Origin of the sequence: Tritonibacter sp. SIMBA_163 (assembly GCF_046535935.1) — a bacterium.
In the GTDB taxonomy this organism is placed as follows: domain Bacteria; phylum Pseudomonadota; class Alphaproteobacteria; order Rhodobacterales; family Rhodobacteraceae; genus Epibacterium; species Epibacterium scottomollicae.
Map to the genome: position 1 here is coordinate 94,626 of NZ_JAWJBP010000002.1, position 21,850 is coordinate 116,475.

At 61.7% G+C, this 21,850-nt stretch carries 19 protein-coding genes; 9 read left to right on the forward strand and 10 right to left on the reverse strand.

What is annotated here, in order from left to right; genetic code table 11:
* Window positions 1–56 precede the first annotated feature (56 nt).
* The 3 genes from prfA to R0J92_RS04390 all read left to right on the forward strand — a co-directional run bounded on the left by prfA (window position 57) and on the right by R0J92_RS04390 (window position 2,842).
* Window positions 57–1,109: a peptide chain release factor 1 gene (prfA, locus tag R0J92_RS04380; protein ID WP_411050852.1), complete on the forward strand. Its 1,053-nt coding sequence runs from the start codon at window positions 57–59 to the stop codon at window positions 1,107–1,109.
* Window positions 1,106–1,942, forward strand: a complete 837-nt coding sequence (prmC, locus tag R0J92_RS04385) for a peptide chain release factor N(5)-glutamine methyltransferase (RefSeq protein WP_411050853.1) — start codon at window positions 1,106–1,108, stop codon at window positions 1,940–1,942. The genes prfA and prmC overlap by 4 nt, the downstream gene beginning before the upstream one ends.
* Before the next feature lie 231 nt (window positions 1,943–2,173).
* Entirely contained in the window at window positions 2,174–2,842 is a 669-nt protein-coding gene (locus tag R0J92_RS04390; RefSeq protein WP_411050854.1) for a DUF4167 domain-containing protein, read from the forward strand.
* Window positions 2,843–2,943: 101 nt separating this feature from the next.
* On the opposite strand, the gene rsmA is transcribed toward R0J92_RS04390, so the two are convergent.
* From rsmA to lptF, 6 genes are all read right to left on the reverse strand, one after another.
* Window positions 2,944–3,789, reverse strand: a complete 846-nt coding sequence (gene rsmA / locus R0J92_RS04395) for a 16S rRNA (adenine(1518)-N(6)/adenine(1519)-N(6))-dimethyltransferase RsmA (protein ID WP_411050855.1) — start codon at window positions 3,787–3,789, stop codon at window positions 2,944–2,946.
* Between the two features lie 144 nt (window positions 3,790–3,933).
* Entirely contained in the window at window positions 3,934–4,914 is a 981-nt protein-coding gene (gene pdxA, locus R0J92_RS04400; RefSeq protein WP_411050856.1) for a 4-hydroxythreonine-4-phosphate dehydrogenase PdxA, read from the reverse strand.
* On the reverse strand, window positions 4,911–6,188 hold the full coding sequence (locus R0J92_RS04405; protein WP_411050857.1) for a peptidylprolyl isomerase: 1,278 nt from the start codon (window positions 6,186–6,188) through the stop codon (window positions 4,911–4,913). Before R0J92_RS04405 ends, pdxA begins: the two co-directional genes overlap by 4 nt.
* Window positions 6,173–8,371: an LPS-assembly protein LptD gene (locus R0J92_RS04410; RefSeq protein WP_411050858.1), complete on the reverse strand. Its 2,199-nt coding sequence runs from the start codon at window positions 8,369–8,371 to the stop codon at window positions 6,173–6,175. The genes R0J92_RS04405 and R0J92_RS04410 overlap by 16 nt, the downstream gene beginning before the upstream one ends.
* Window positions 8,355–9,461 (reverse strand): LPS export ABC transporter permease LptG, encoded by a 1,107-nt coding sequence (lptG, locus tag R0J92_RS04415; protein WP_106164581.1) that lies wholly within the window; start codon window positions 9,459–9,461, stop codon window positions 8,355–8,357. The genes R0J92_RS04410 and lptG overlap by 17 nt, the downstream gene beginning before the upstream one ends.
* Window positions 9,458–10,591 carry an LPS export ABC transporter permease LptF gene (gene lptF, locus R0J92_RS04420; RefSeq protein ID WP_411050859.1) on the reverse strand — a complete coding sequence of 378 codons (1,134 nt, stop codon included), beginning with the start codon at window positions 10,589–10,591 and terminating at the stop codon, window positions 9,458–9,460. Before lptF ends, lptG begins: the two co-directional genes overlap by 4 nt.
* Window positions 10,592–10,815: 224 nt before the next feature.
* Between lptF and R0J92_RS04425 the strand changes: the two genes are divergently transcribed.
* Together R0J92_RS04425 and R0J92_RS04430 are read left to right on the forward strand one after the other, a co-directional pair.
* On the forward strand, window positions 10,816–12,288 hold the full coding sequence (locus tag R0J92_RS04425; RefSeq protein WP_411050860.1) for a leucyl aminopeptidase: 1,473 nt from the start codon (window positions 10,816–10,818) through the stop codon (window positions 12,286–12,288).
* Between the two features lie 8 nt (window positions 12,289–12,296).
* A complete protein-coding gene (locus R0J92_RS04430) occupies window positions 12,297–12,761 on the forward strand; it encodes a DNA polymerase III subunit chi (protein WP_411050861.1) in 465 nt (154 codons plus the stop codon).
* A gap of 79 nt (window positions 12,762–12,840) precedes the next feature.
* Here the strand turns inward: R0J92_RS04430 and R0J92_RS04435 are convergent, their stop codons facing one another.
* From R0J92_RS04435 to R0J92_RS04445, 3 genes are read right to left on the reverse strand one after another with little or no spacing between them, the layout of a single operon-like run.
* The gene (locus R0J92_RS04435) at window positions 12,841–13,422 is read right to left on the reverse strand and encodes a TIGR02281 family clan AA aspartic protease (protein WP_411050862.1); all 582 of its coding nucleotides are present in this window, start codon (window positions 13,420–13,422) and stop codon (window positions 12,841–12,843) included.
* A 50-nt stretch (window positions 13,423–13,472) separates the two neighbouring features.
* Window positions 13,473–14,096: a MarC family protein gene (locus R0J92_RS04440; protein WP_106164586.1), complete on the reverse strand. Its 624-nt coding sequence runs from the start codon at window positions 14,094–14,096 to the stop codon at window positions 13,473–13,475.
* The gene (locus R0J92_RS04445) at window positions 14,096–15,955 is read right to left on the reverse strand and encodes an ABC-F family ATP-binding cassette domain-containing protein (protein WP_411050863.1); all 1,860 of its coding nucleotides are present in this window, start codon (window positions 15,953–15,955) and stop codon (window positions 14,096–14,098) included. The genes R0J92_RS04440 and R0J92_RS04445 overlap by 1 nt, the downstream gene beginning before the upstream one ends.
* 183 nt (window positions 15,956–16,138) lie before the next feature.
* Here R0J92_RS04445 and R0J92_RS04450 point away from each other — a divergent pair, with 183 nt between their 5' ends.
* The 3 genes from R0J92_RS04450 to ndk all read left to right on the forward strand — a co-directional run bounded on the left by R0J92_RS04450 (window position 16,139) and on the right by ndk (window position 19,682).
* On the forward strand, window positions 16,139–17,728 hold the full coding sequence (locus tag R0J92_RS04450; RefSeq protein WP_411050864.1) for a DUF2235 domain-containing protein: 1,590 nt from the start codon (window positions 16,139–16,141) through the stop codon (window positions 17,726–17,728).
* A gap of 154 nt (window positions 17,729–17,882) precedes the next feature.
* Window positions 17,883–19,103 carry a multidrug effflux MFS transporter gene (locus R0J92_RS04455; RefSeq protein ID WP_411050865.1) on the forward strand — a complete coding sequence of 407 codons (1,221 nt, stop codon included), beginning with the start codon at window positions 17,883–17,885 and terminating at the stop codon, window positions 19,101–19,103.
* Window positions 19,104–19,259: 156 nt separating this feature from the next.
* Window positions 19,260–19,682, forward strand: a complete 423-nt coding sequence (gene ndk, locus R0J92_RS04460; RefSeq protein WP_106164589.1) for a nucleoside-diphosphate kinase — start codon at window positions 19,260–19,262, stop codon at window positions 19,680–19,682.
* A 114-nt stretch (window positions 19,683–19,796) separates the two neighbouring features.
* Here ndk and R0J92_RS04465 read toward each other — a convergent pair whose 3' ends face one another.
* On the reverse strand, window positions 19,797–20,132 hold the full coding sequence (locus R0J92_RS04465; RefSeq protein ID WP_411050866.1) for a TfoX/Sxy family protein: 336 nt from the start codon (window positions 20,130–20,132) through the stop codon (window positions 19,797–19,799).
* A 346-nt stretch (window positions 20,133–20,478) separates the two neighbouring features.
* Here R0J92_RS04465 and R0J92_RS04470 point away from each other — a divergent pair, with 346 nt between their 5' ends.
* The gene (locus tag R0J92_RS04470; RefSeq protein WP_411050867.1) at window positions 20,479–21,771 is read left to right on the forward strand and encodes a mannose-6-phosphate isomerase; all 1,293 of its coding nucleotides are present in this window, start codon (window positions 20,479–20,481) and stop codon (window positions 21,769–21,771) included.
* The last annotated feature ends 79 nt before the right edge of the window (window positions 21,772–21,850 follow it).

The window sequence follows — 21,850 nt, forward strand, 5'->3', positions numbered from 1 at the left end:
ATGTGAAGCCCCGCGCCAAAACAAGAGGCGCATCCAACAGCGAGACCCGAGCAAAGATGATCCCCGAAGACCGGCTGGAACAGATCCTGCAACGCTATCAGTACCTTGAGGCCGCAATGGCCGATGGGGCCGGGGGCGATATCGCCAAGCTGGCCAAGGAGTACTCCGATTTGCGTCCAGTGGCGGAGCAGATCAGCGCCTATCGCCAGCTTCTGGGCGACCTCGCCGACGCCCAGGAGATGCTGGCCGACCCGGATATGAAGGCGCTGGCCGAGGAGGAGATCCCCGCGTTGAAGGCGGCCCTGCCGGAGGCGGAACACGACCTGCAACTGGCTCTGCTACCCAAGGACGAGGCCGATACAAGGGCCGCGATCATCGAGATCCGCCCGGGCACCGGTGGCGACGAGGCGGCGCTGTTTGCCGGCGACCTCTACCGGATGTACAGCCGCTATGCCGAGACGCAGGGCTGGAAGGTCGAGGTGATCGAGGAGCAGGTCTCGGAGCTGGGTGGTCTCAAGGAACTGGTGGCGCGGATCAACGGCACCGGCGTTTTTGCGCGGCTGAAGTATGAGAGTGGCGTGCACCGCGTGCAGCGGGTGCCGGTGACCGAGAGCGGCGGGCGCATTCATACCTCTGCCGCCACGGTCGCGGTGCTGCCGGAAGCCGAGGATGTGGACATCAAGATCGACACCAATGACCTGCGCATCGACACCATGCGCGCCTCGGGCGCCGGTGGGCAGCATGTGAACACCACCGACTCTGCGGTGCGGATCACCCATGTGCCGACGGGGCTGGTCGTAACCAGCTCGGAGAAATCCCAGCACCGCAACCGCGAAATCGCCATGCAGGTGCTGAAGACGCGGCTGTTTGATCTGGAGCGCCAGCGCATCGACAGCGAACGCTCGGCAGATCGGGCCAGTCAGGTGGGGTCGGGGGATCGCTCCGAGCGCATCCGCACTTATAATTTTCCGCAAGGTCGCATGTCGGATCACCGTATCAACCTGACGCTCTACAAGCTGGAGCAGATCATGGGCGGCGATCTGGATGAGACCATCGACGCGCTGATTTCGGAACATCAGGCCAAGCTCCTGGCGGAGATGGGCCAATGAGCACCACCGCCGCACAGGCCATGGTCGCCGCCACCGCACGTCTGCGAGCCGCCGGGGTGGATGACCCGGCGCGGGATGCGCGGGTGCTATTGGCCCATGCAGCGCGGATCGAGGCGGCGCGGGTGACGCTGATCGCCCCGGAGGAGCTGTCGCATGAGATTGCCGAGCGCTACGACCAGCTGATTTCCCTGCGCGCGATCCGGGTGCCTGTTTCGCATCTGATCGGTGAGCGGGATTTCTACGGGCGCCGCTTCAAGGTTTCGGCGGATGTGCTGGACCCGCGTCCGGAGACCGAAACGCTGATCGAGGCGGCGCTGGCTGAACCGTTCGAGCGGGTACTTGACCTTGGGATTGGCTCGGGCTGCATCCTGGTGACGCTGTTGGCCGAACAGCAGGGCGCCATCGGCCTTGGCGTGGACCTGAGCGAGGCAGCCTGTCTGCAGGCCAGCGCCAATGCGGTGCTGCACCGGGTGGAGGGGCGGGCGGATATTCGCTGTTCTGATTGGTTTTCCAAGGTGGATGGGCAATTCGATCTGATCGTCTCCAACCCGCCTTACATCGCACTGGACGAAATGGACGGCTTGGCGACAGAGGTGCGGGACCATGAACCACAGATGGCGTTGACCGATGGCGCAGACGGGCTGAGCGCCTATCGCAGCATTTGTGCTGGTGTGATGCCGCATCTTGCTCGAACAGGGCGGGTGATGGTGGAAATCGGCCCAACCCAAGCGGCCGATGTGGCCGAAATGATGCGTGTTGCAGGCCTGATCGATGTTGTTGTCCTGCAGGATCTCGACGGACGAGATCGTGTCGTACTGGGCAGAAAGTCGTGACATTTGCGGCGAAATACTCCATATTTTGAGTGTTGAGAGCAAAAAGAGTAAAATTTCCGCCTCAGACCCCTTGTTTGTCATGTCGGAAAGTGGTTACTCAAAGTGTCGCTGTTGCAAGAGGACCCAAGTAGGCCTCTCGGCGACGCCAAGCCCAAAAAAGTTCGCAGGCCCTTGCGCAGAACGCGCGATACGAGGTCTTCGACAATTAGAATCAAGGCTGACGTTAGGCATATGAGATCGTCCAAATCACGTTCGCGTTCAAAGTCGAACCGGAACCGCCCGAATGGTGCAAGTGTTGTGAACCGCGTGTTCGACAGCAATGGGCCCGAAGGTAAGGTTCGCGGAACGCCGCAACAAATAATCGACAAATACAACCAGCTTGCCCGTGATGCGCAGCTGGGCAACGATCGTGTTGCGACCGAGAATTTTCAGCAGCACGCAGAGCACTATCTGCGTATGCTGAATGAGGCGCAGCGCGAGATCGATGCCAAGCGCGAGGAGCAGGAGCGCCAGAACCGCGAGCGTCAAGCTGAGCGGGATCGTGAGCGGGCAGAGCGTCTGGAGCGCCAGGAACGCGAAGCTGCCGACGCCGCTGAGACGTCTGGTGAAGGGCCGCAGCCCGAGATCCAGGATCCGCGCGACGCTGCAGTTCAGCCTGCACAGGGCGACAGCGGTTTGGTGGAGACGCCGGAAGGCGCGACATCCGACGCGGATGGCACCCCTGCCGCGAAAAAACCACCGGCGCGCAAGCCCCGAAGCCGCAAACCAGCTGCGCCCAAAGCAGCTGATGCAGGTGGGGATGCCCAGCCGCAGGCGGACGCAGAGGCCAAGCCAAAGCCAAAGCGCAGCCGTGCAAAGCCCAAACCCAAGTCAGATGAATCGCAGGAAGCCGCTGAATAAGCGCGCCTGTGATTGTGAATTGAAAGAGCCCCCGGTCGCAATTGCAACCGGGGGCTCTTTTGTCTGTATACCTGAGGGGCGCGCGGTTGGGCGCGTCTTGCTCAGCTGCTTTGTGCGAGGCTGCGGGCGAGGGCGCAGAACCCTTCCAGGCTGACTTGTTCCGCCCGTTCGGTGGGGGGAATGCCAGCTGCATTCAGGTGATCCTCGATCTGGGGCGATATGCCCTTGAGTGAGGCGCGCAACATCTTGCGGCGCTGGTTGAATGCGGCAGCCACAATGCGGCTGAGGATGGCGGCATCGGCGGGAAAGCGCGGCTCCGGCAGGGCAGTCAGATGCACCACGGCGCTGGAGACTTTGGGCGGCGGGGTGAAGGCCTCTGGCGGCAGAGACACAGCGATACGCGCCTCTGCACGCCACTGCGCAAGCAGCGCAAGCCGCCCATATGCTTTTGAACCCGGTTTTGCCACGATGCGTTCGGCCACCTCACGCTGGAACATCAACGTCAGGCTTTGCCAGAACGGCGGCCATTCCTTTGGTGTCAGCCAGCGCACCAGAAGCTCCGTCCCGACGTTATAGGGCAGGTTGGCCGCGACCCGGATGGGCGGTGTGAGATGCGCCAGCGGATCCACTTCCAGCGCATCGCCGTTGATGACCTGCAACTGACCGGGGTAGGCTGCGGCAATCTCCTCCAGCGCGGGCAGGCAGCGCTGGTCCTTTTCAATGGCGAGCACCCGACGCGCGCCCTCGCTCAGAAGTCCACGTGTCAGGCCGCCCGGACCGGGACCGACCTCGAGGACGTCACAACCGGTCAGGTCGCCTGCCTGCCGCGCGATCTTGGCGGTCAGGTTCAGGTCGAGGAGAAAGTTCTGACCCAGCGATTTGCGGGCCGAGAGCTGGTGGGTCGCGATGACCTCGCGCAGCGGGGGGAGATTGTCGATGGCGCTCATGATGCATGTTCATAAGGCGGTCGCAGGCAACTGGAAAGCGGCTTCTTGCGACAAAACATCATGCTGTCCTCTCGAAGGCCGGGCTCAGGCTGAAATGACCGTGCGCGTCGCCGGAATATCAGTCGTCAGGACAGCGCCCAACGGTCAGGCGTTGCGGGCGGCGGCCATGGTCTGCGCAAGGCGCAGCGCCTCAATCAGACTGGAGGGATTGGCGCGTCCCTGACCGGCGATATCAAATGCGGTGCCATGGTCCGGCGACGTGCGAATGAACGGCAGCCCGAGGGTGACATTGACGCCTTTGTCGAAGTCCAGTGTCTTGATCGGGATCAGGGCCTGATCGTGGTACATGGCGATGGCGGCGTCATATGTCTTGCGGGCCGCGGCATGGAACAGCGTATCAGCCGGATGCGGTCCGGTCAGGGAGAGGCCCTCGGTGCGCATCTCGCCGATCAGATCGGCGATCCAGTCCAGCTCTTCATGGCCCATGGCCCCGCCTTCGCCCGCATGCGGGTTGAGGCCGGTGACTGCGATACGTGGAGCGGGGATGCCAAACTGTTGACGCAGCCCCTGTTCGGTCAGGGTAATCACCTCGCGCAGCAGGGTTGGTGTCAGCGCCGTGGGCACCTCTGACAGGGCAATATGGATGGTTGCGGGAACAACGCGCAGCTGCTGACTGGCGAGCATCATCACCACGCGGTCAACTCCCGCCAGGGCCGCGAGGAATTCGGTATGACCGGGGTAGGCGAACCCGGCGCCGTCGATCAGCGCTTTTTTGTGGATCGGAGCGGTGCAAACGGCGGATGCTTGTCCGCTGGTGACCAGGGCGACCGCGGTCTCGATGGACTGGATTACACCTGCGGCATTGCGCGAATCTGCGGTGCCGGGGGTGTTGTCCCCGGCGAACTGCAAGGGCATGACCGGAAAGGCATTCGCACAGGCCTCTGTGGCTTCGGCGGGGTGCTGAACGACTTGCGTCGGGGTGCCTTTCGGCAAATGGCGTGGATCGCCAATCCAGACGAACGGACAGTCCTGACGCAGGCGCTGCCAAGCGGCAACGGCAATCTCGGGGCCGATGCCACCCGGTTCGCCGCAGGAAAGTGCAATCACCTGCGGCGCCTGGGTCATAGCCCTTCGATCCGGGCGTTGGCTTTCAGTTGCTCGATCAAGCTTTCGGCGAGGCTGTTCAGGCGTTGCTGAACCAGAGCGTTCGCCACAGAGGCACGCGCGTTTTCTTGCGCTGCAACGACGTCGCTGGTGCGGCCGCACAGCATGGTGAACAACAAGGTCTGACCGTTGTCGCGCGTCACCGCCGCCGAAGATTCGTTTGGATCCATCTTGGACAGTTCCAGCGCGATATCCTGCGGGATTTCTGACGGGGCCAGGCTGCCGCGGAAGAGCAGGGCAGGGTCCTTGTCCTTGTTCACACCATAAAGATCATCGCAGGTGTCGACCGTGTCACGCAACTCGGCGGCTCGGGCGAGCGCCTCAGCGCTGCGACCGCCGGGAATGCGGTAGGTCGCATAGTCAATGGCCGCAAAGCTCGCGCTGCGGCCGTCAACTTCGCGCAGTCCGCGCATCCGAAAGATCGCGATGGCCCCCTGCATCGGCAGCGGCTGGGTGATTTGGCCCGGCTCCAGGCTGAGCACAACTTCTTGCAGTTGGCTGGGCAGACGGCTGAGCGGCATCCAAGGCAAACGCCCACCGTCTACACGACTGTCGGAGGCGGAGAATTGCGCTGCAGAGGCCGCAAAGGCCTCGGGGTTCTTCAGTTCGGAAATCTGGATGGCGAGTTCCTGAACCTGTGCGGCGTTATTCTCGTTGATCGGCATGATGACTTCCGACAGAAGCACCTGCACGCTTCCTGAGCCCGAGTTGCCCATGGCGCGGTCGATTTCGGTGTCGGTCGGGCGCGCCTGTGCAGAGAACCGGCCCCGCACATACTCGCGCCAGCCGATCCCGGCGGATGTGAAGTCGCGCACGGTTTCCGGATCGACGCCGGCCTGTTTCAGGCTCTGGAGGAACTGTTCCAGCGTCAGATTGGTGCGCTGCGCCAGTTCGCGCATGCCTTCGGTGATTTCCTCTTCGCTCAGGGTGAGGCCAACTTCGGACATCACCTGCCGCTTCAGCCGGTCCTCGATCAGGTCATTGCGCGCAACGGTCATCGGGTCGCCCTGCACGGACCCCAGCACATTCAGGAAAAGGGCGCGTTGCTGCAGCTCGTAGCCGGTGATCACATCCTCGTTCACGGTGATGACGGGAGAAAACAACCCCTGCGCTTTTGCATCAGATGCTGGTGAGGTGATCAGAACAGTCAGAGCCAGTCCACCGACACAGGCGGCCTTGCGGGTCCAGTTGATCAGGGCCAGGGAGGCCTGGCGGAAATTTAGGTCTTGCTGCATGATCGCCTGCTCGTTGTGTTGCCGCTCTTCACGGAGAACCCGTTGAGCGATAGTGTAAATCCGAAATCGGTCGAAGGCTCAACACTTGTCGTGCTGGTATAGCGCCGGCTGACCGAGAGGTCGAGGGTGACACATTCGTTTCGGTAGCTCAGGCCGAGGCCTGCGCGTGTGGCGCGGCCATCGGTTATGTCGTAGCGCATGTTCGCTCCGGCACGCCAGGTCTGGTTCAGCGCGTAAGATCCATCAAACCACAGCTCTGAGGTCTCCTGTGCTCTGTTCTCGGCAGGATCAGCCTGCAGCCAGAGATAGCTGCCCGCCAGAGACACGCGATCGCGATTGAGGTCGCCGCGGAATTCGGCCTTGGACACCGACCATTCCTCATCAAAAATGCTTCGGGCGGTCAGGGTCAGGTTGTTGCGCAAGCCAATCTGCCCGGCGACCAGAAGGTTGGAGTTCTGACCATCGAGACCAGACGAGAGCGTAAAGCCAGGTTGCGCCTCGTCCCGGCGAATTTGCGCGATCGTGCCGGTGGCATACCAACCAGACGTGTCGAAATGGGAGAAGTTTACCCCGTAGATCAGCGTCTTGCCGTCTTCGCGCGCGTCTGTCTCAGGAAAGCGGGACAGCGCCAGCAGGTTGCCCTGATCGTATTCGGAAATATTGCTGGCTTCATTCGGGGTGTCGTCGCCGTTCACGTCGGTCCAGCCGACCTGAAGGATCGGCTCCAGAACCTGAACCGCGCCGGAGGCCGTTTGCCGGGTCATGGGCCGGCGGAACGTCAGCGCAGTTTTGGGGGTCACGCGCGTGGCGTCATTGTCAAATGCGCCATCGTCTGAAAGCGCAAAGCTGTCCAGGCCCAGACCAACGGTCCAGTTGGTTTCGACGCCATAAGGCAAAATCCAGCTGCGCAACCAGATCACGTCCGCCGACACCCGCGTCACATCGCGACCGTTGGGATCCGTCGCGGTGGCATCAAGCGAGGATTTGCGGGTGAACTGAGTGGCGTTCAACTTTAGTCGAAGCTCACCGCCGATATGCTTGGGAAACAGTCGGTGTTCGAAGTTGCCGGTCAGGATGGTCGAGGGAATGAAATCCTGGTTCTCTGTGTCCCGAAGTGTCTTGTAGTTGTAGATATTCCCCTGAATGAGCTGATCGCGCCGCACCCTGCTGATGCTAAGTTCCGAGCGCAGGCGGTCAGTGTCGGAAATATCATAGTCGGCGAGATAGGCGTCGTCGGAGACGGTGTTGAGGTCGAATTCAAGCTTGAAGTCACGCCAGATATCGAACCGGCCCGCTGCAGACAGGAAACCGCGCCCGTCATCGGGTTGAATGTCATCGCGGCTGAAGGCGCCGGAAATCTCGATGTTGCCTGTGCGGAAGGCCTGCCGATACCGCAGTTCCAGTGTTGTCGTCTTGCCAGCCAGATAAGGCGTGATGGTCAGATCCTTGTCGGGACCGATGGTGACGAAATACGGCAGTTTGAGACCTACGCCGAGGTTGGAAGAGCTGAACAGCGAAGGCGTTAGAAATCCGTCCGCACGTTCCAGTGTCGGGTCGGGCAGACGCAGTGCCGGAAAATAGAACACCGGAACGTCCTTGATCAGCAACTGCGCCCCTTCGAAGTAAAGCTGGCGTTCCGTCTGGTCATGGGTGATCCGCTCTGCCCGGATCTGCCAGAGCGGCGCACTGCCATCGCTGCACACATCGCAGGACGTGACAGCGGTTTTGTACAGCTGTGAGTAGCGTCCTTCGACGCGCGTCATCTGCAGGGCAGCGAGTTGCACCTGTTGGTCAAAGACCATGCGGGCACCGCGCAGAATGCCGTTGCGCAATCCACTGTCCAATTCCGCTGCTGTCGCGAGGACAGTAATTGATCCGCTCTGGTCGATGCGGATCGGGCCTTCCATCTTCAACAGACCTGTTTGGCGGTCATAGGTGATGCGCCTCGCCTGCAGGCGCACATCACCCTGAAAGGCCTCGACGTTGCCTTCCGCCACCAGTTTGCGGTCAGGCGATACAAAAACCCTGTCCGCAACCAGCATGGCCGGTGTGTCAACGCTTTCGCCTTGCGGCACAGCCGTCTGGGAGGCTGCGCTGATGGCCGAGAGGCTCAGCCACAGGGGAACCACAGTGCTCAGCAGCGCTCCTCGCCGCCAGTTCTTGAAATTAACCGTCTTCGGCATGCAGGAGCAATCCCATCGTCAGGAGTATTGAAGCCACCGGCGGCGCCCAGGCGGCCAGCAGAACAGGAATTTGTCCATTTTCGCCGAGGATTCGTGCGAAGTTATGGACGAAGTAAAGGGCAAACCCCAGCAGAACTGACGTCAAAACGGCGACGCCGGTCCCGCCAAGGCGTGTATGGCGCATGGTAAACGCCGCGCCAACCATCACCATCGCCACCAGAAACAGCGGCCGGGCCAGTTCGACTTGCAGCCAGACACGCAACCGGGTTGTCGAAAACCCGGCCTCTTGCAGTGCGGTCACGGTATGGGGCAGATCATAGATCGAAATACCCTCTGCAAAGCCGAGCGTGTCGCGGATCCGTTCATTTGTCAGATTTGTCGGCAGGCGCAGCTCGTCATACTGCCTTGCGCCACGCTCCGGGTTTACGCCAACAACCAGCTGCCAGACCTTGGCGTCGCGCAGAACCCAATCTTCGCCGTCAAGCCAGGCTTCCTTGGCGATCGTGCGCCGTGTGGGTCCCCCCTCCGGGGCATAGGTCAGAATTGACACGTCATAGAGGAACAGCTTGTCCGCATCGCCGCGATAATTGCCCGCATGGATCACCGACTGGCCGTTCTGCCCGCCTTGGCGCAGCCAGAGGCCTTCACCGGTGAGAGACACCGCAGCGGCTGCGCCCGGCTGGCGATAGCTCTCGGCCAGCGCCTTGTACCTGTTGGCGGTCGCGGCCACGATGGGATTGAGGGTGCTGACCGCCAAAGCGCCAATGATCAGGGCCACCACAACCGGCGGCAGCAGGGCCCGGATGCCGGACCGGCCAATAGCGCGTGTTACGACCAGCTCGCTGCTGCGTGCCATGCCGACAAACAGCACGATGGTGGTCAGGATCATGATCAGCGGGAGAAATTCGCTCAGTGCGGCCGGGGCGTTCAGCCACGTCAGCACCAGCAGTTGGCCAAACCCGAGGTCCTGAGCGTCAAAGCGCCGAAATTGTTCGCTGAGGTCGATCAGCATCACCAGGCTCATCAGCACGGCGGTGATGACCAGGAACCACTGTAGGAAGCGCTTGGCATAGTAGAGGTCGAGGATCATGTGGCCGTCTCCCGGCGAAAGCGCTGGCGCGAAAACGCCTGAGGTCGACTGGCCAGATGCAGAAACAGCACGGCGATCAGCAGCCCAAGCGCCGATGGCAGATAGACAAGCGGCCACATGGCGGCATTGTCGAGCACCGGATCAGAGACCACGCCACGCAGCCCCTCGATCAGAATCAGCAGACAGAAGGCGCCCAACAACTGCTTCCAGATGCCAAATCGGCTGAACCCTCCGAGCATCAGGGTGGACACAGCAATCATCACCACAGCAAGGGTCACAGTCGCGCGGGCGAACCGCAGGTGCAGTTCCTCTGCCTGCGCTCCGGCGGCATGACCATCCGCCTGAGTGATCCCGTCGCGGTCCTGCAACAGGTCCAGCGTTGGAATATTGCGCAACGGGCGCGGCGCGTCGGCCGGAACCGGCGAAACGGCCCCAAGCGGTTGTGAAAAATCCGCAAACGCAGTGGTCGAGAGGCGGTCGCTGCCAATTTCCTGACGTTGGGCAAGCCCATCGACAAGGATCAGATGCGCTTCGTCACCGTCGCGTACCAGGTAGGCCTTGTCACTGGTATAGGTGACTTCAACATCCGAACTGCGTTGGTCGTTGAGGAAGACATTGTTGAGCGTCCCCTGGTCGTCAATGCTGCCAATAAAAAAGGTGACACCATCTGTCGGATGAAGAAAGCTGCCGGGTTTCAGGAGTTTGGCGCTGACACTTCGTGCAAGCTCGGCCTCGCGCAAATCCATTTGGGCAAGGGAGGCCGGCAGCAGGAAAAGACTGAGCGCGGACATCATCAACGCACCGATCACGCCAAAGGCCATGGCGGGACGTGCCAATTGCCAAGGGCTGGAGCCTGTTGCACGCAATACCGTCAGTTCGCTCTCTGAGTTGAGCCTGTTGGTCACCCAAACCGTGGCAGCAAATGCGGCCAGCGGCAGGACCATTCGCACCAGATTCGGCAGGCTCAGCGCGGAGATCTCAAGGAACGCCAGAACGCTTTGACCGTCACCGATCAGCCAGTCAAACAGGCTTACCGCCCGGTTGATCCAGAATACGGCCACCAGAATTAAGGCAAAGAAGCCAAAGAACAATAGGTATTGCGACAGCACATATCTGTCGTAGCGTGACACCCGATCCCCCCATAGATCTTGCGCTCGGATTATTTTTTGGACCTTAGAGGAATTAAACGGTCGGGAAAACTGCAATCTTCCCCGCAGGATGTCAGATCGGCGAAGCGGCGTCTTCAACCGACGGCTGCTCTGGTATTCGCGCCGGGCAGCCGCTACCTGTATTGCGAAAGCTGCGGCGCGGGTTTGGCGTGGCGGCAGGAACTGATGATCTACAGGAGACCTGAATGAGCGCGCTTACCCCGATCCGTTTTTCCACCTATGATCCCAAAGCCCTCGCCGATGTCGAAGGCCATCTTGCGATCGTGGTGACGCCCGAGGGAACCATGGATCAGGCGGCCCGCAGCGCCAATCGGCTGTCCAAGGGCGCTGTGGCGCGTCTGATCGCCTCGGACGAATTCTCAAAGGCCAAGACCGGCCAGGTCATCACGCTTGCGTGGCCCGCAGGGCTGGCGGTCGAGGCACTGCACGTATTGGTCCTGCCCCGCCGCCTTACGGTGACCGAGGCGCGCAAGGCCGGGGCCAAGCTGGCCGAGGCACGCGGCCGCAAACCGCTGACGGTGAAAACAGGCAACATGTCCCGTGCGGCGGATCTGGCGCTGGGGCTGGCCCTGCGCAGCTATAGCTTTGACGCTCATAAATCCGCCGAGGCGAATGCTGCTGGCACGATCACCATCGGCCACAACAAGCCCGAGGAGATCGAGGCTGCCTTTGCACCGCTGCTGGCGGTGGCCGAGGGCGTGCATATGACCCGGGATCTGGTGAATGAGCCCGCCAATGTGCTGACAACCACTGAATTTGCCAACCGGCTTGAGGAGATGACCTCCCTCGGGCTTGAGGTCGAGGTGCTGGACGAGGCCGCACTGGACGCACTCGGCATGCGGATGTTGCTGGCTGTTGGACAGGGCTCCGCGAGCCCGTCAAAGGTCGTGGTGATGAAGTGGAACGGTGGCGACAAGGACGCCGCTCCGCTGGCGCTCGTCGGCAAGGGTGTGGTCTTTGATACGGGCGGCATTTCGCTGAAGCCCGCCGCTGGTATGGAAGACATGACCATGGACATGGGCGGCGCAGGCGTTGTTGCCGGCACCATGCGCGCCCTTGCTCTGCGCAAGGCGAAGGCGAATGTGGTGGGCCTGGTCGGGCTGGTGGAGAATATGCCGTCGAGCACCGCCATTCGTCCCGGCGACGTCATCAAGTCGATGAAGGGCGACACTGTAGAGATCATCAATACCGATGCCGAAGGGCGCATGGTGCTCTGCGATGTGCTCTGGTACGCGCAGGAACGGTTCAAACCAGCCGGTATCATTGATCTCGCAACCCTCACCGGTGCGATCATCATTGGCCTGGGCCATGAAAACGCAGGCGTGTTTTCCAACGATGATACCCTGTGCAAGGCCTTCCTGAAGGCGGCGGATGCCGAGGACGAAGGGGCGTGGCGCATGCCTCTTGGGCAGGCCTATGACGATCAGCTGAAGTCCCGCGTTGCGGATCTGAAAAACGTCGGAGGTCGCCCGGCAGGCTCGATCACGGCTGCGCAATTCCTGCAGCGCTTCATTCAGGACGGCACGCCCTGGATCCATCTGGACATTGCGGGCGTGGCTTCGGTCAAGTCCAACACCGCCTATGCGCCCAAGGGGGCAACGGGCTGGGGCGTCCTGGCGTTGAGCCGCCTCGTGCAGGATCATTTCGAGGCGGAGTGAGAGCGAAAATGGGGGCCGCTTATTTCTACCACCTGACGCGCAGGCCATTGCAGGACACCTTGCCGGTTCTGCTGGACAAGGCGCGTGGCGCAGGCTGGCGCATTGCGGTGCGTGGGCGTGACCCGGACCGGCTTGCCTGGCTCGATGACACGCTCTGGCAGGCAGGGGACGCAAGTTTCCTGCCGCACGGGCTGGCGGGTGGCCCCCATGATGCGCTGCAACCGATCCTGTTGACGACCTCTGCCGAGGCGTCGAATGGCGCGACCTGCGTCATGTGCGTTGATGGCGCGGATGTTGCGCCAGACGAGGTGACCGCGCTGGAGCGGGTCTGCATCCTGTTTGACGGCACCGATCCGGAGGCGGTGCAGCATGCACGCGGCCAGTGGAAAGCGCTGACCGCGGCGGGATGCGCGGCGCAGTATTGGTCCGAGGAAAGCGGGCGCTGGGAGAAGAAGGCCGAAAGCGGCGGCTGAGAAGCATGGCCCATGTTGGCGACCCGTGCCCGATGCCAGCAGGCCGAACAAGTGCGCAGCCCCGGCAGGGGGGATGCTGTCAACGGGTGAGCAGAAGCTCGTTGTTGCGAATTTCCAAGCCGGAAAACCGCTGTAGATACCCCATCCCCAGCAGCGATTGTTCAAGCGCCCCCTCGTTGACCCAGGCGGAGACATTGCGATCCACGATGCCGCCCAGACCGACGCTGTCCAGTTTAATGCGTGCGGTGCGGACTTCGCCATTGGCGGTCATGGCACGGCCCAGATAGGCAAGGTCTTCGGTCTCAATACCCACGCGAGCTGCCGACTCGGCATTGAGGACCATTTCGCTTGCACCGGTGTCGACGAGAAAGTTCACCGGCTGTTCGTTGATCTGCAGCGTCAGGTAATAGTGCCCGTCGCGCGACCGGGGCACGCTGATCTGGCCACCATCCGACATGACGGCCTGTTGCGGCGCGACGGTCGACCGGATGTCACCCCATAGCCCATAGGCGGCAATGACGCCGAGAAAAATCAATGCCCAGATCGCCAGCTGCTGCGCGGTCTTGCCCAGAGATTGCCGGTTCTGAACAAACACCCATGATCCAACGGCGGCCAGGAGCACCACCAGATAGATCATTTGGCCCATATCGTCAGACGTCATCGTGTTCACTCCTCCATGAGTAGGGAGGTAGGTATCCTATAGGGGCTTGTCTAGTTGGCAAAGCCAAAGGCGCTCAGACCTTCAAGAACAAACTGTACGGACAATGCGGCCAGCAGCATGCCCAGCAGCCGGGTCGCCACGTTGATCCCAACGGGCCCGAGGACGCGCTCGACCATCCCGGAAATGGCAAACATCAGCAGCATCAAGGCGATCACAGCGACTACGATGGCCATGACGGAGGCAAAGCCTTCGATGCCCGGGTGTTGACCGGTCAGCAGGATCACGGTTGCGATGGAACCGGGACCGGCGATCAGCGGGATCGCCATGGGAAAGACCGAAGGGTCATCTTCCGGTGCGATTTCGTCGCCTTGATGCTGACGACGTGCGGTTCGGCGCTCGAACAGCATGTCGAGAGCGGTCAGGAACAACAGGATACCCCCGGCGACCCGGAATGCAGCCATGGAGATGCCGATAAACCCGAGCACGCTTTCGCCAAAGAGCGCAAAAACCGCAAGAATGCCGATGCCCGTCACCGAGGCGCGGATGGCGATCGCCCGGCGCTGCTTTGAACTCATACCCTGGGTCAGGGCCAGGAACACCGGCATCAGACCGATCGGGTCGATGATGACGAAGAGCGTCACAAACGATGTGATGAGAAAAGCGGTATCGAGCATCAGGCCTCTGCCACCTCCAGTTTTTCCAGCGCCTTCATCCACAGGGCTTCGGCCCGATCCAGCGCGTCCATGCATTCAGCGTGTTTTTTCTGCCAGACCGCCCGGTCCCCGGCGCGGCTCGACTCGTAGAGCTCCGGATCGGCGAGCTTCTCGTCCAGCTTGTCCTGCATCTCGGTCAGTTTCTCGATCCGGGCCTCGGCCTTACGGACCTCGTTGCGCAGGGCAAGGATCTGATCGCGGCTGGCGCGTTTGGGTTTCGGCTTCGACGCGGCTTTGGTATCGGCTTTGCGCGCGGGCTTGTCGCGCATCAGCAGCATCTCGCGATAGCTGTCGAGATCGCCGTCATAGGGCGCCACGGTGCCGCCGGACACCAGCCAGAGCCGATCCGCCACCATGCTCAGCAAATGCATGTCGTGGCTGACCAGAATGACCGCGCCGCTATAGGCGGTGAGCGCCTCGACCAGCGCCTCGCGACTTTCGATGTCGAGGTGGTTCGTCGGCTCGTCGAGGATCAGCATATGGGGGGCGTCGAGTGTCGCCAAGAGCAGGCTGAGGCGGGCCTTCTGGCCACCGGACAATTTGCCAACCGGGGTTTCGACCTGTGCCGCAAGCAGACCGAAGCCAGCCAGACGGGTGCGCCATTTGCCGGGGGCCTCATGCGGGCGCAGGCGACGCAGGTGATCGATCGGCGTCTCGTCCACATACAGCTCGTCCACCTGATGCTGGGCGAAATAGCCGATGCGCAGCTTGGACGAGCGCACCATCTTGCCCGCCATCAGGGGCAGCCGGTCCGATAGCAGTTTCGATAGGGTGGATTTGCCCTGACCGTTCTTGCCCAGCAGCGCGATGCGGTCGTCCTGGTCGATGCGTAGATCGAGCCGGTTCAGAACCTCGGTCTCGCCATAGCCGGTGACACCACCCTCGATCTGGATGATGGGGGGCGACATCTCTTCCGGCTCCGGGAAGGTGAAAGCGCGCAGGGCGGCCTCCTGCGGTGTCGAGATCGGTTTCATCTTCTCGATCATCTTCAGACGCGACTGGGCTTGTTTCGCCTTGGAGGCCTTGGCGCGGAAACGGTCAACAAAGCTTTGCAGGTGGGCGCGGCGGGTGTCCTGTTTGCGGGCCTCGGATTGCGCGGCAAGGATCCGCGCGGCGCGGGTTTCCGCAAAGGTATCGTAAGGGCCCTGATAGAGCGTCAGCTTGCGATCCTCCAGATGCAGGATCGCCCCCACCGCCCGGTTGAGCAGCCCGCGGTCGTGCGACACGATCAACACCGTATGCGGGTAGCGGGCGATATAGCTTTCGAGCCACAGCGCGCCTTCGAGGTCGAGGTAGTTGGTCGGTTCGTCCAACAGCAGGAAGTCGGGCTGCGCGAACAGCACGGCCGCCAGGGCCACGCGCATGCGCCAACCGCCGGAGAAATCCGAACAGGGGCGTTGCTGGTCTTCGTTGTCAAACCCAAGGCCCTTGAGGATCGAGGCGGCGCGCGCCCCGGCGGACCATGCGTCGATATCGGCCAGACGGGTCTGGATCTCGGCAATCCGGGTGCCGTCGGTTTCGGTCTCCGACGCCGTCATCAGCGCGGCGCGTTCGGTGTCTGCCGCCAGCACCGTGTCGATCAGCGAGGTCGAAGAGGAGGGCACCTCCTGCGCGACACCGCCGATGCGGGCCTGTGTCGGCATGGAGACGGAACCGGACTCCAGCACCAATTCGCCGCGGATCAGGCGGAAGAGGGTGGATTTGCCGGTGCCGTTGCGGCCGACGACGCCGACCTTGTGGCCGGTGGGAATGGTGGCGGAGGCCTCCTCGATCAGAGGGCGGCCTTCGACGGAATAGGTTATGTTGTCAATCCTGAGCATGGGCTCTCTCATGTCGAAACCCGCGAAGGGGGTCAATGACTATCCGCAGGGTAGGGTGCGAACACTCTACCAGAGCCCTTGGTCTGTGCTGCGCGCATGATAGGCTTGGTTTTATTTGCAGGTGTCTCCGGAGCGGATCACGCGTCGCGGGACAGAGGTTCATCGGGGCCGGGGGATTTTGACATGCGCAGATTGATTATCTGTTGTGACGGGACGTGGAACACCGCGGATCAGCACAACGACGGAATGCCAACGCCGACCAATGTGGCAAAGCTGCATTCGCTGGTGGCGGCGCAGGATGGCCAGGGTGTTGAGCAGATCGCATACTACCGCACGGGTGTTGGCACGTCGGGCGGTGTCTTTCGTCGCGCATTGGGCGGAGCCATCGGTCTGCGGCTCGAAGATGACATCATGAGCGCCTACAAGTTCCTGGCCGAGACCTACGCACCGGGGGACGAAGTTTTTCTGTTTGGGTTCAGCCGAGGGGCCTATGCGGTGCGCAGTCTCGCGGGGATGGTGTCCAACGTCGGGCTGGCGGATCTGCGACCGGATCACCTGTCGCCCTATGAAGACCCCTGGCAGGTGGTGAAACGTCTGATGGAGCGATACCAGTCGCGCAAGGCTGGTGCGGGCAAGACGGCGCTGCAGGAGGCCTTGCTGCAGGATCGCCCCATAGGAGTGGTGAAGTTCCATGACCCGGCGCAGGTCGGGTTCCGCTTTGTCGGGGTGTGGGACACTGTTGGCGCGCTTGGTATCCCGGACGACAAGGGGCTGTTGCGGCTGATCCTCGGGGATCCGCGCAAGCATGGGTTCCGCGATACTGAATTGGGTGGCAATGTCAGTTGCGCCCGACAGGCGCTGGCCATGGACGAACGGCGCAAGGACTTCACTCCGACGCTCTGGACCAAATGGGGCGCGGGGCAGGATGTGCAGCAACGCTGGTTTCCCGGCGTGCATGGTGACGTGGGGGGCGGATATGCCGATTGTCGCCTTGGGGACCTGACGCTGGAGTGGATGATACGGGAAGCACAGGCCAATGGTCTGGGGATACGCGAGATCGCACCGGGACAGTTGACCCCGGATGCCTTCGCCCTGCGACATACATCCTATCTGGGGTGGTTTCGCTTTCGCCCGACCCGACCGCGCGCCGTGCCGGAGCTGTTGGATGATGCGTCCAGTATTGCAGACCGGATCAGCCGTACCTGCTTTGACCCGTCGGTGATCGCGCGTCATCGCACACCACCACCGGGGGAGCGCAGCTACTGGCCTACGGATGTGCTGGCGCCCGGTGCCCTCCATACGACGTGGGTGAGTGCCCGGCCACGCTGGACTGCGACCGGGCTCTATCTGGAACGCGGTGTAACATACGACGTCAGGGCCGAGGGAGAGTGGCTGGACGCTTCGATCCCTGCCACTGCTGATGGGGCCCGGGCGGGTGTGTGTCTGGGGAAGCTGGCCTATTGGCTTGCGACACTGCCGGAGGCGCTGCGCGCAGCGCTGCGGCGGATCAAGCGGCTGCAGAAGGCGGATGTGCCCTTTACCCGGCGTGTGGAGGGCGCGCCCTGGTTTGCGCTGATCGGCGTGATCGCAAACGGGCAGGGCGCCAGTGAATATGGCAGCGGCGTAGAGGATCACGAGGTCCACCTGCTGGGACAAGAGGTGTCCTTTACCGCGCAGGAGAGTGGCTATCTCCATCTTTATGCCAATGACGCCTGGGTGATGTATCGCAATAACGCAGGCACGCTGCGGGTGGAGATCGCACGCAGGCCGTGATGGCTCTGGGGAGGCCCTGCAGGTTGTTCGTAAGCAGGCTATTTGCTTGTATCCCGCCAGAGGACGGGGTTCACTGCACCCAGATTGAGAGATGTAGATTTGCTGTGAACGCCGTCGTGACTTGTGTCACGGCTCTGTCTGGCCGGGAATTGGAATGACTGTCACGATATTGCGCCCCGCACAGACGCCACCCTCCTTGATGACGCTGATCTTTGGCACGGCACTTTCGGTGTTGTCGCTGAATATGTTTCTGCCCTCACTGCCGGGGATCGCGGCTGCCTTTGATGCGGACTATGGCCTCGCCAACCTCTCGGTGGCAGGCTATCTCGCGATCTCCGCCGTTCTCCAGATCCTGATGGGGCCTCTATCCGACCTCTATGGTCGCCGCCGGATCATGCTGATTTGCTGTGCGCTGTTTGTTGTGGCCTCCATTGGCTGCGCACTGGCGAGCAACATTTGGGTGTTTCTCGGATTCCGTCTGCTACAGGGGGCGATCATCAGCGGACAGGTGATTTCGCGTGCGGTGATCCGGGATATGTATCCGCCAAGTGAGGCCGCAAGCAAACTCGGGTACATGGCCATGATTATGGCCCTGGCTCCGATGACCGGTCCGATGATTGGCGGCGCGCTCGACATGGCGTTCGGCTGGCGCTCCGGGTTCTGGCTTTATACCGCGCTGGGCGTGATCGTGCTGCTGCTGACCTGGGGGGACATGGGAGAGACCAACACCTCCCGCTCTGCCACGTTCCGGGCGCAACTACGGCTTTATCCGGGATTGTTCTCCTCGCGTCGGTTCTGGGGCTACTCTGCCTGCGTCGCATTTTCCATCGGGGGATTTTATTCCTTTGTGACCGGGGCGCCGATGGTCGCGGCCGCCTGGTTTGATCTGAGCCCGGCCATGGTGGGACTGGGCATCGGTATCATCACCTGCGGCTTCATGGTGGGGAATTTCATTACCGGACGATTGGCGCAACGGGTGCGACTGTTGACGCTTATCCTGATCGGGCGGGTGATCTCCTGTGTGGGTCCGGCGCTGGGCCTTGGCCTGTTCTGGGGCGGGCAGGGCAGCGAATGGGTCTTTTTCGGCTCTGCGATCTGTGTCGGACTTGGCAACGGGCTGACCATCGCCAATGCCAGCGCGGGCCTGATGTCGGTGCGCCCGGATCTGGCAGGCAGTGCGGCGGGCCTGTCGGGCGCGATGACCGTTGCGCTGGGCGCAGCGCTGACCACCGCGACGGGGCTATTGGTCCAGCCGGACACCGCGCCGTTTGTGGTGCTGGGTATCATGCTGACGGCAAGCGTCCTTGCGCTGATCTCCGCCGTCTACGTCCACATCGTCGACATCGCGGATCCGCTGGAACCGGCAAAACCCTGAGCCCCGCAAGGCGGGCGTGTTTTGCTCTGGTGCTGGCCACAAGCCCCTTCCCATGCGCCACCAGCCGTGCTACCCGGCGCCAGATCGTTGCGGCAGGCCAAGACCCGGCGCCGCGACACCTAATTGACATGTGAATTCCACGAAGGAGATCGCCTGATGGCACTGGAACGCACCTTTTCGATCATCAAGCCCGATGCAACCCGCCGCAACCTGACTGGCGCGATCAACGCCAAGTTCGAAGAAGCCGGCCTGCGCATTGTTGCGCAAAAACGCATCCAAATGACCAAAGCACAAGCTGGCAAGTTCTACGAAGTGCACGCAGAGCGTCCCTTCTACGACGAACTGTGCGACTTCATGTGCTCCGCTCCGGTGGTTGTGCAGGTTCTCGAAGGTGAAGGTGCCATCGCGAAAAACCGCGAAATCATGGGCGCAACCAACCCGGCAGACGCAGCGCCCGGCACCATCCGTGCCGAGTTCGCGGAATCTGTTGGTGAGAACTCCGTGCACGGGTCCGACGCGCCGGAAACCGCAGCCGTGGAAATCGCCTATTTCTTCGCCGGTCTCGAGCTGGTGGGCTAAGCCCTCCGCTTGTGAAAAATTGATGGATGGGGCGCGTTCTTCGCTTAACCATTTTGAGATTGAAGAGCCGTCGCGTTTCACACGCGGCGGCTTTTTCGTTGCGCATTGCAGCACTCAGTCCGGGCGCCGCTCGATCACACCGATTTCATCCAGAATGGCATCCAGCGCCGAGCGACCGCTGTCAAAGCAAGACACCTTGATCGCATCAAACCGCTTGCGCAGCGCTTTCTTCTCCTCGCCCTTGCAATCGTTCCAGGGGCGCCCCTGCAAAGCCATAACCAGGACGTAATACCCGATGAAATGCGGCTTGCTACCTGATTTCAGCAGCTTGCCATAGGCCGCGTCCGCGCCGAGGGCGTGCAGCGCCTCGGCGGAGTGGATGCCAGCGCGGGCGCAGGCGACCTCATAGGCCGGGCCGAGGTTTCGGATGGAAGAGACGGGTGTGGTCATGGCCCAGTTCTAATCTGATTGCCGCTCTGCGTCAGCCCCAAACGACATGGCTGCTGACACTGAAGGCCTGTGGTGAGTCGTAATGTGTTCCATCAGTGCTGGTGAATCTTGGTTAATGATTCCAGTCATTTGGCGCGCTTTATGGTTAACGCATGTTAGACCCCTGCCGGAGGAGAAATGATAGAAAGAAATTCAATCAATTTGTGACCCTCGGTGGGGCTGCACCTATCCCAAAGGCTGCGTCCTATCCTTTTGCAAGAGGCACGGAGACCGATGGATAGGGGACGGCGCAATGACAGATGGCATACGTTTGTACACATCGGAATACCAAGCGAAAGAGGTTCCAATGCTGCATCCCATCATTCTTGCCGGTAGCGTGCATCCGTCCAGTGACCGTCAGGCGGGGGAAGGTCCGATGCACTTTGAACGCTCTCCCGGAATTCCCAGCCGCTTTGAACAGGTTGTCGCGCATTTGACGGGGGAAGTCTTTGCATCTCCGCTGGTCGTCGCGACGCAGGATTGCGGACCTCTGGTCGAGGCACAAACCAATCACGCCCGGATCATCCTGGAGCCGGACACCCACAAACCGGCAGCTGCGTTGCTGAGTGCGGTTCTCTCCCTGCGGCATGAGCCTGATGCGATTGTGGTCGTGGCCCCGGCCTCAGCAAACCTTGAGGATCAAAAGGCACTTGATACGGCCCTGTGTCAGGCAATCCCGGCAGCACAGCGCGGAGAAGTGGTGTTGCTGGGGCATCGCACCGGACGGGCCTATCCCGGTTTCGGCGTGATGGAGATCGCAGACCAGCCGCGTGACACCGCCCCGGTTTCCGTTAGCCGACTTTTGGCTTCCGGGCGGCAGACGACCTTGTCTCATCTGTTGCAGGGCAATCACCAGCTTTGGGGACTTGGTATCTACATTGCGCGGGTGGATGTGCTGATTGCAGCCTTCAAGCGCCACGCGAGCCGTCTGTTTCTCCCGGTCAAGAATGCCCTGTTGCGGGCCGCAACAGCGGGTCGGGCCATCTACCTCGACAACAGTAGCTATCAGCGCGTCAAATGCGTGAGCTTCGAGCGCGCCGTGGGGCAGAAATTGGAGCATGTCTCGGCGATCCAGATGGATACTTCCTGGACTGAGTTGAGCGATTGGGACCGGGATGCGGTGGCAGACCGCGAGATGTCAGCCTGGGAGACGGATTTGGCGCAGGAGCAGGCAGGGGAGCATTCTCACACTGCAGAAATGATGTCCGTCTACAAAAGCCTCGCCAACGCCTCCGAGGACGATGCGCTGATGTCCCGCTCATCCGAGCATGAATGGGGGCGTCACGAAACACTTGCCATGGGGCCGGGTTTCACCCTGCAACGTTTGACGGTGCAGCCGGGTGCTCAGGTGGAGCTGAGCGCAGGGGCAGGAGCCGCAGAGCATTGGATCGTTGTGCAGGGGGCGGCGCTGATCACGCTGGGTGGGCATGTCAAGCTTGTCTGGGAGAGCCAGAGCGCGCGTATTCCCGCCGGGCGCACACGCATGATCGAAAATCCCGGCTCAGCTACATTGCACCTTGTGCAACTGCAGATTTCGTCGCTGAGCGCGCCGAGCGACCATTCCATGAAGCTTTCTGTGTCCCCCGCCGGAGTTGCATAACCCCCCTCCATTCAAGCAACACCGGCACTTTGACGTCCCGCGCGCCCACGCGGGGCGTCTTTTTGTGCGATGATTTGGT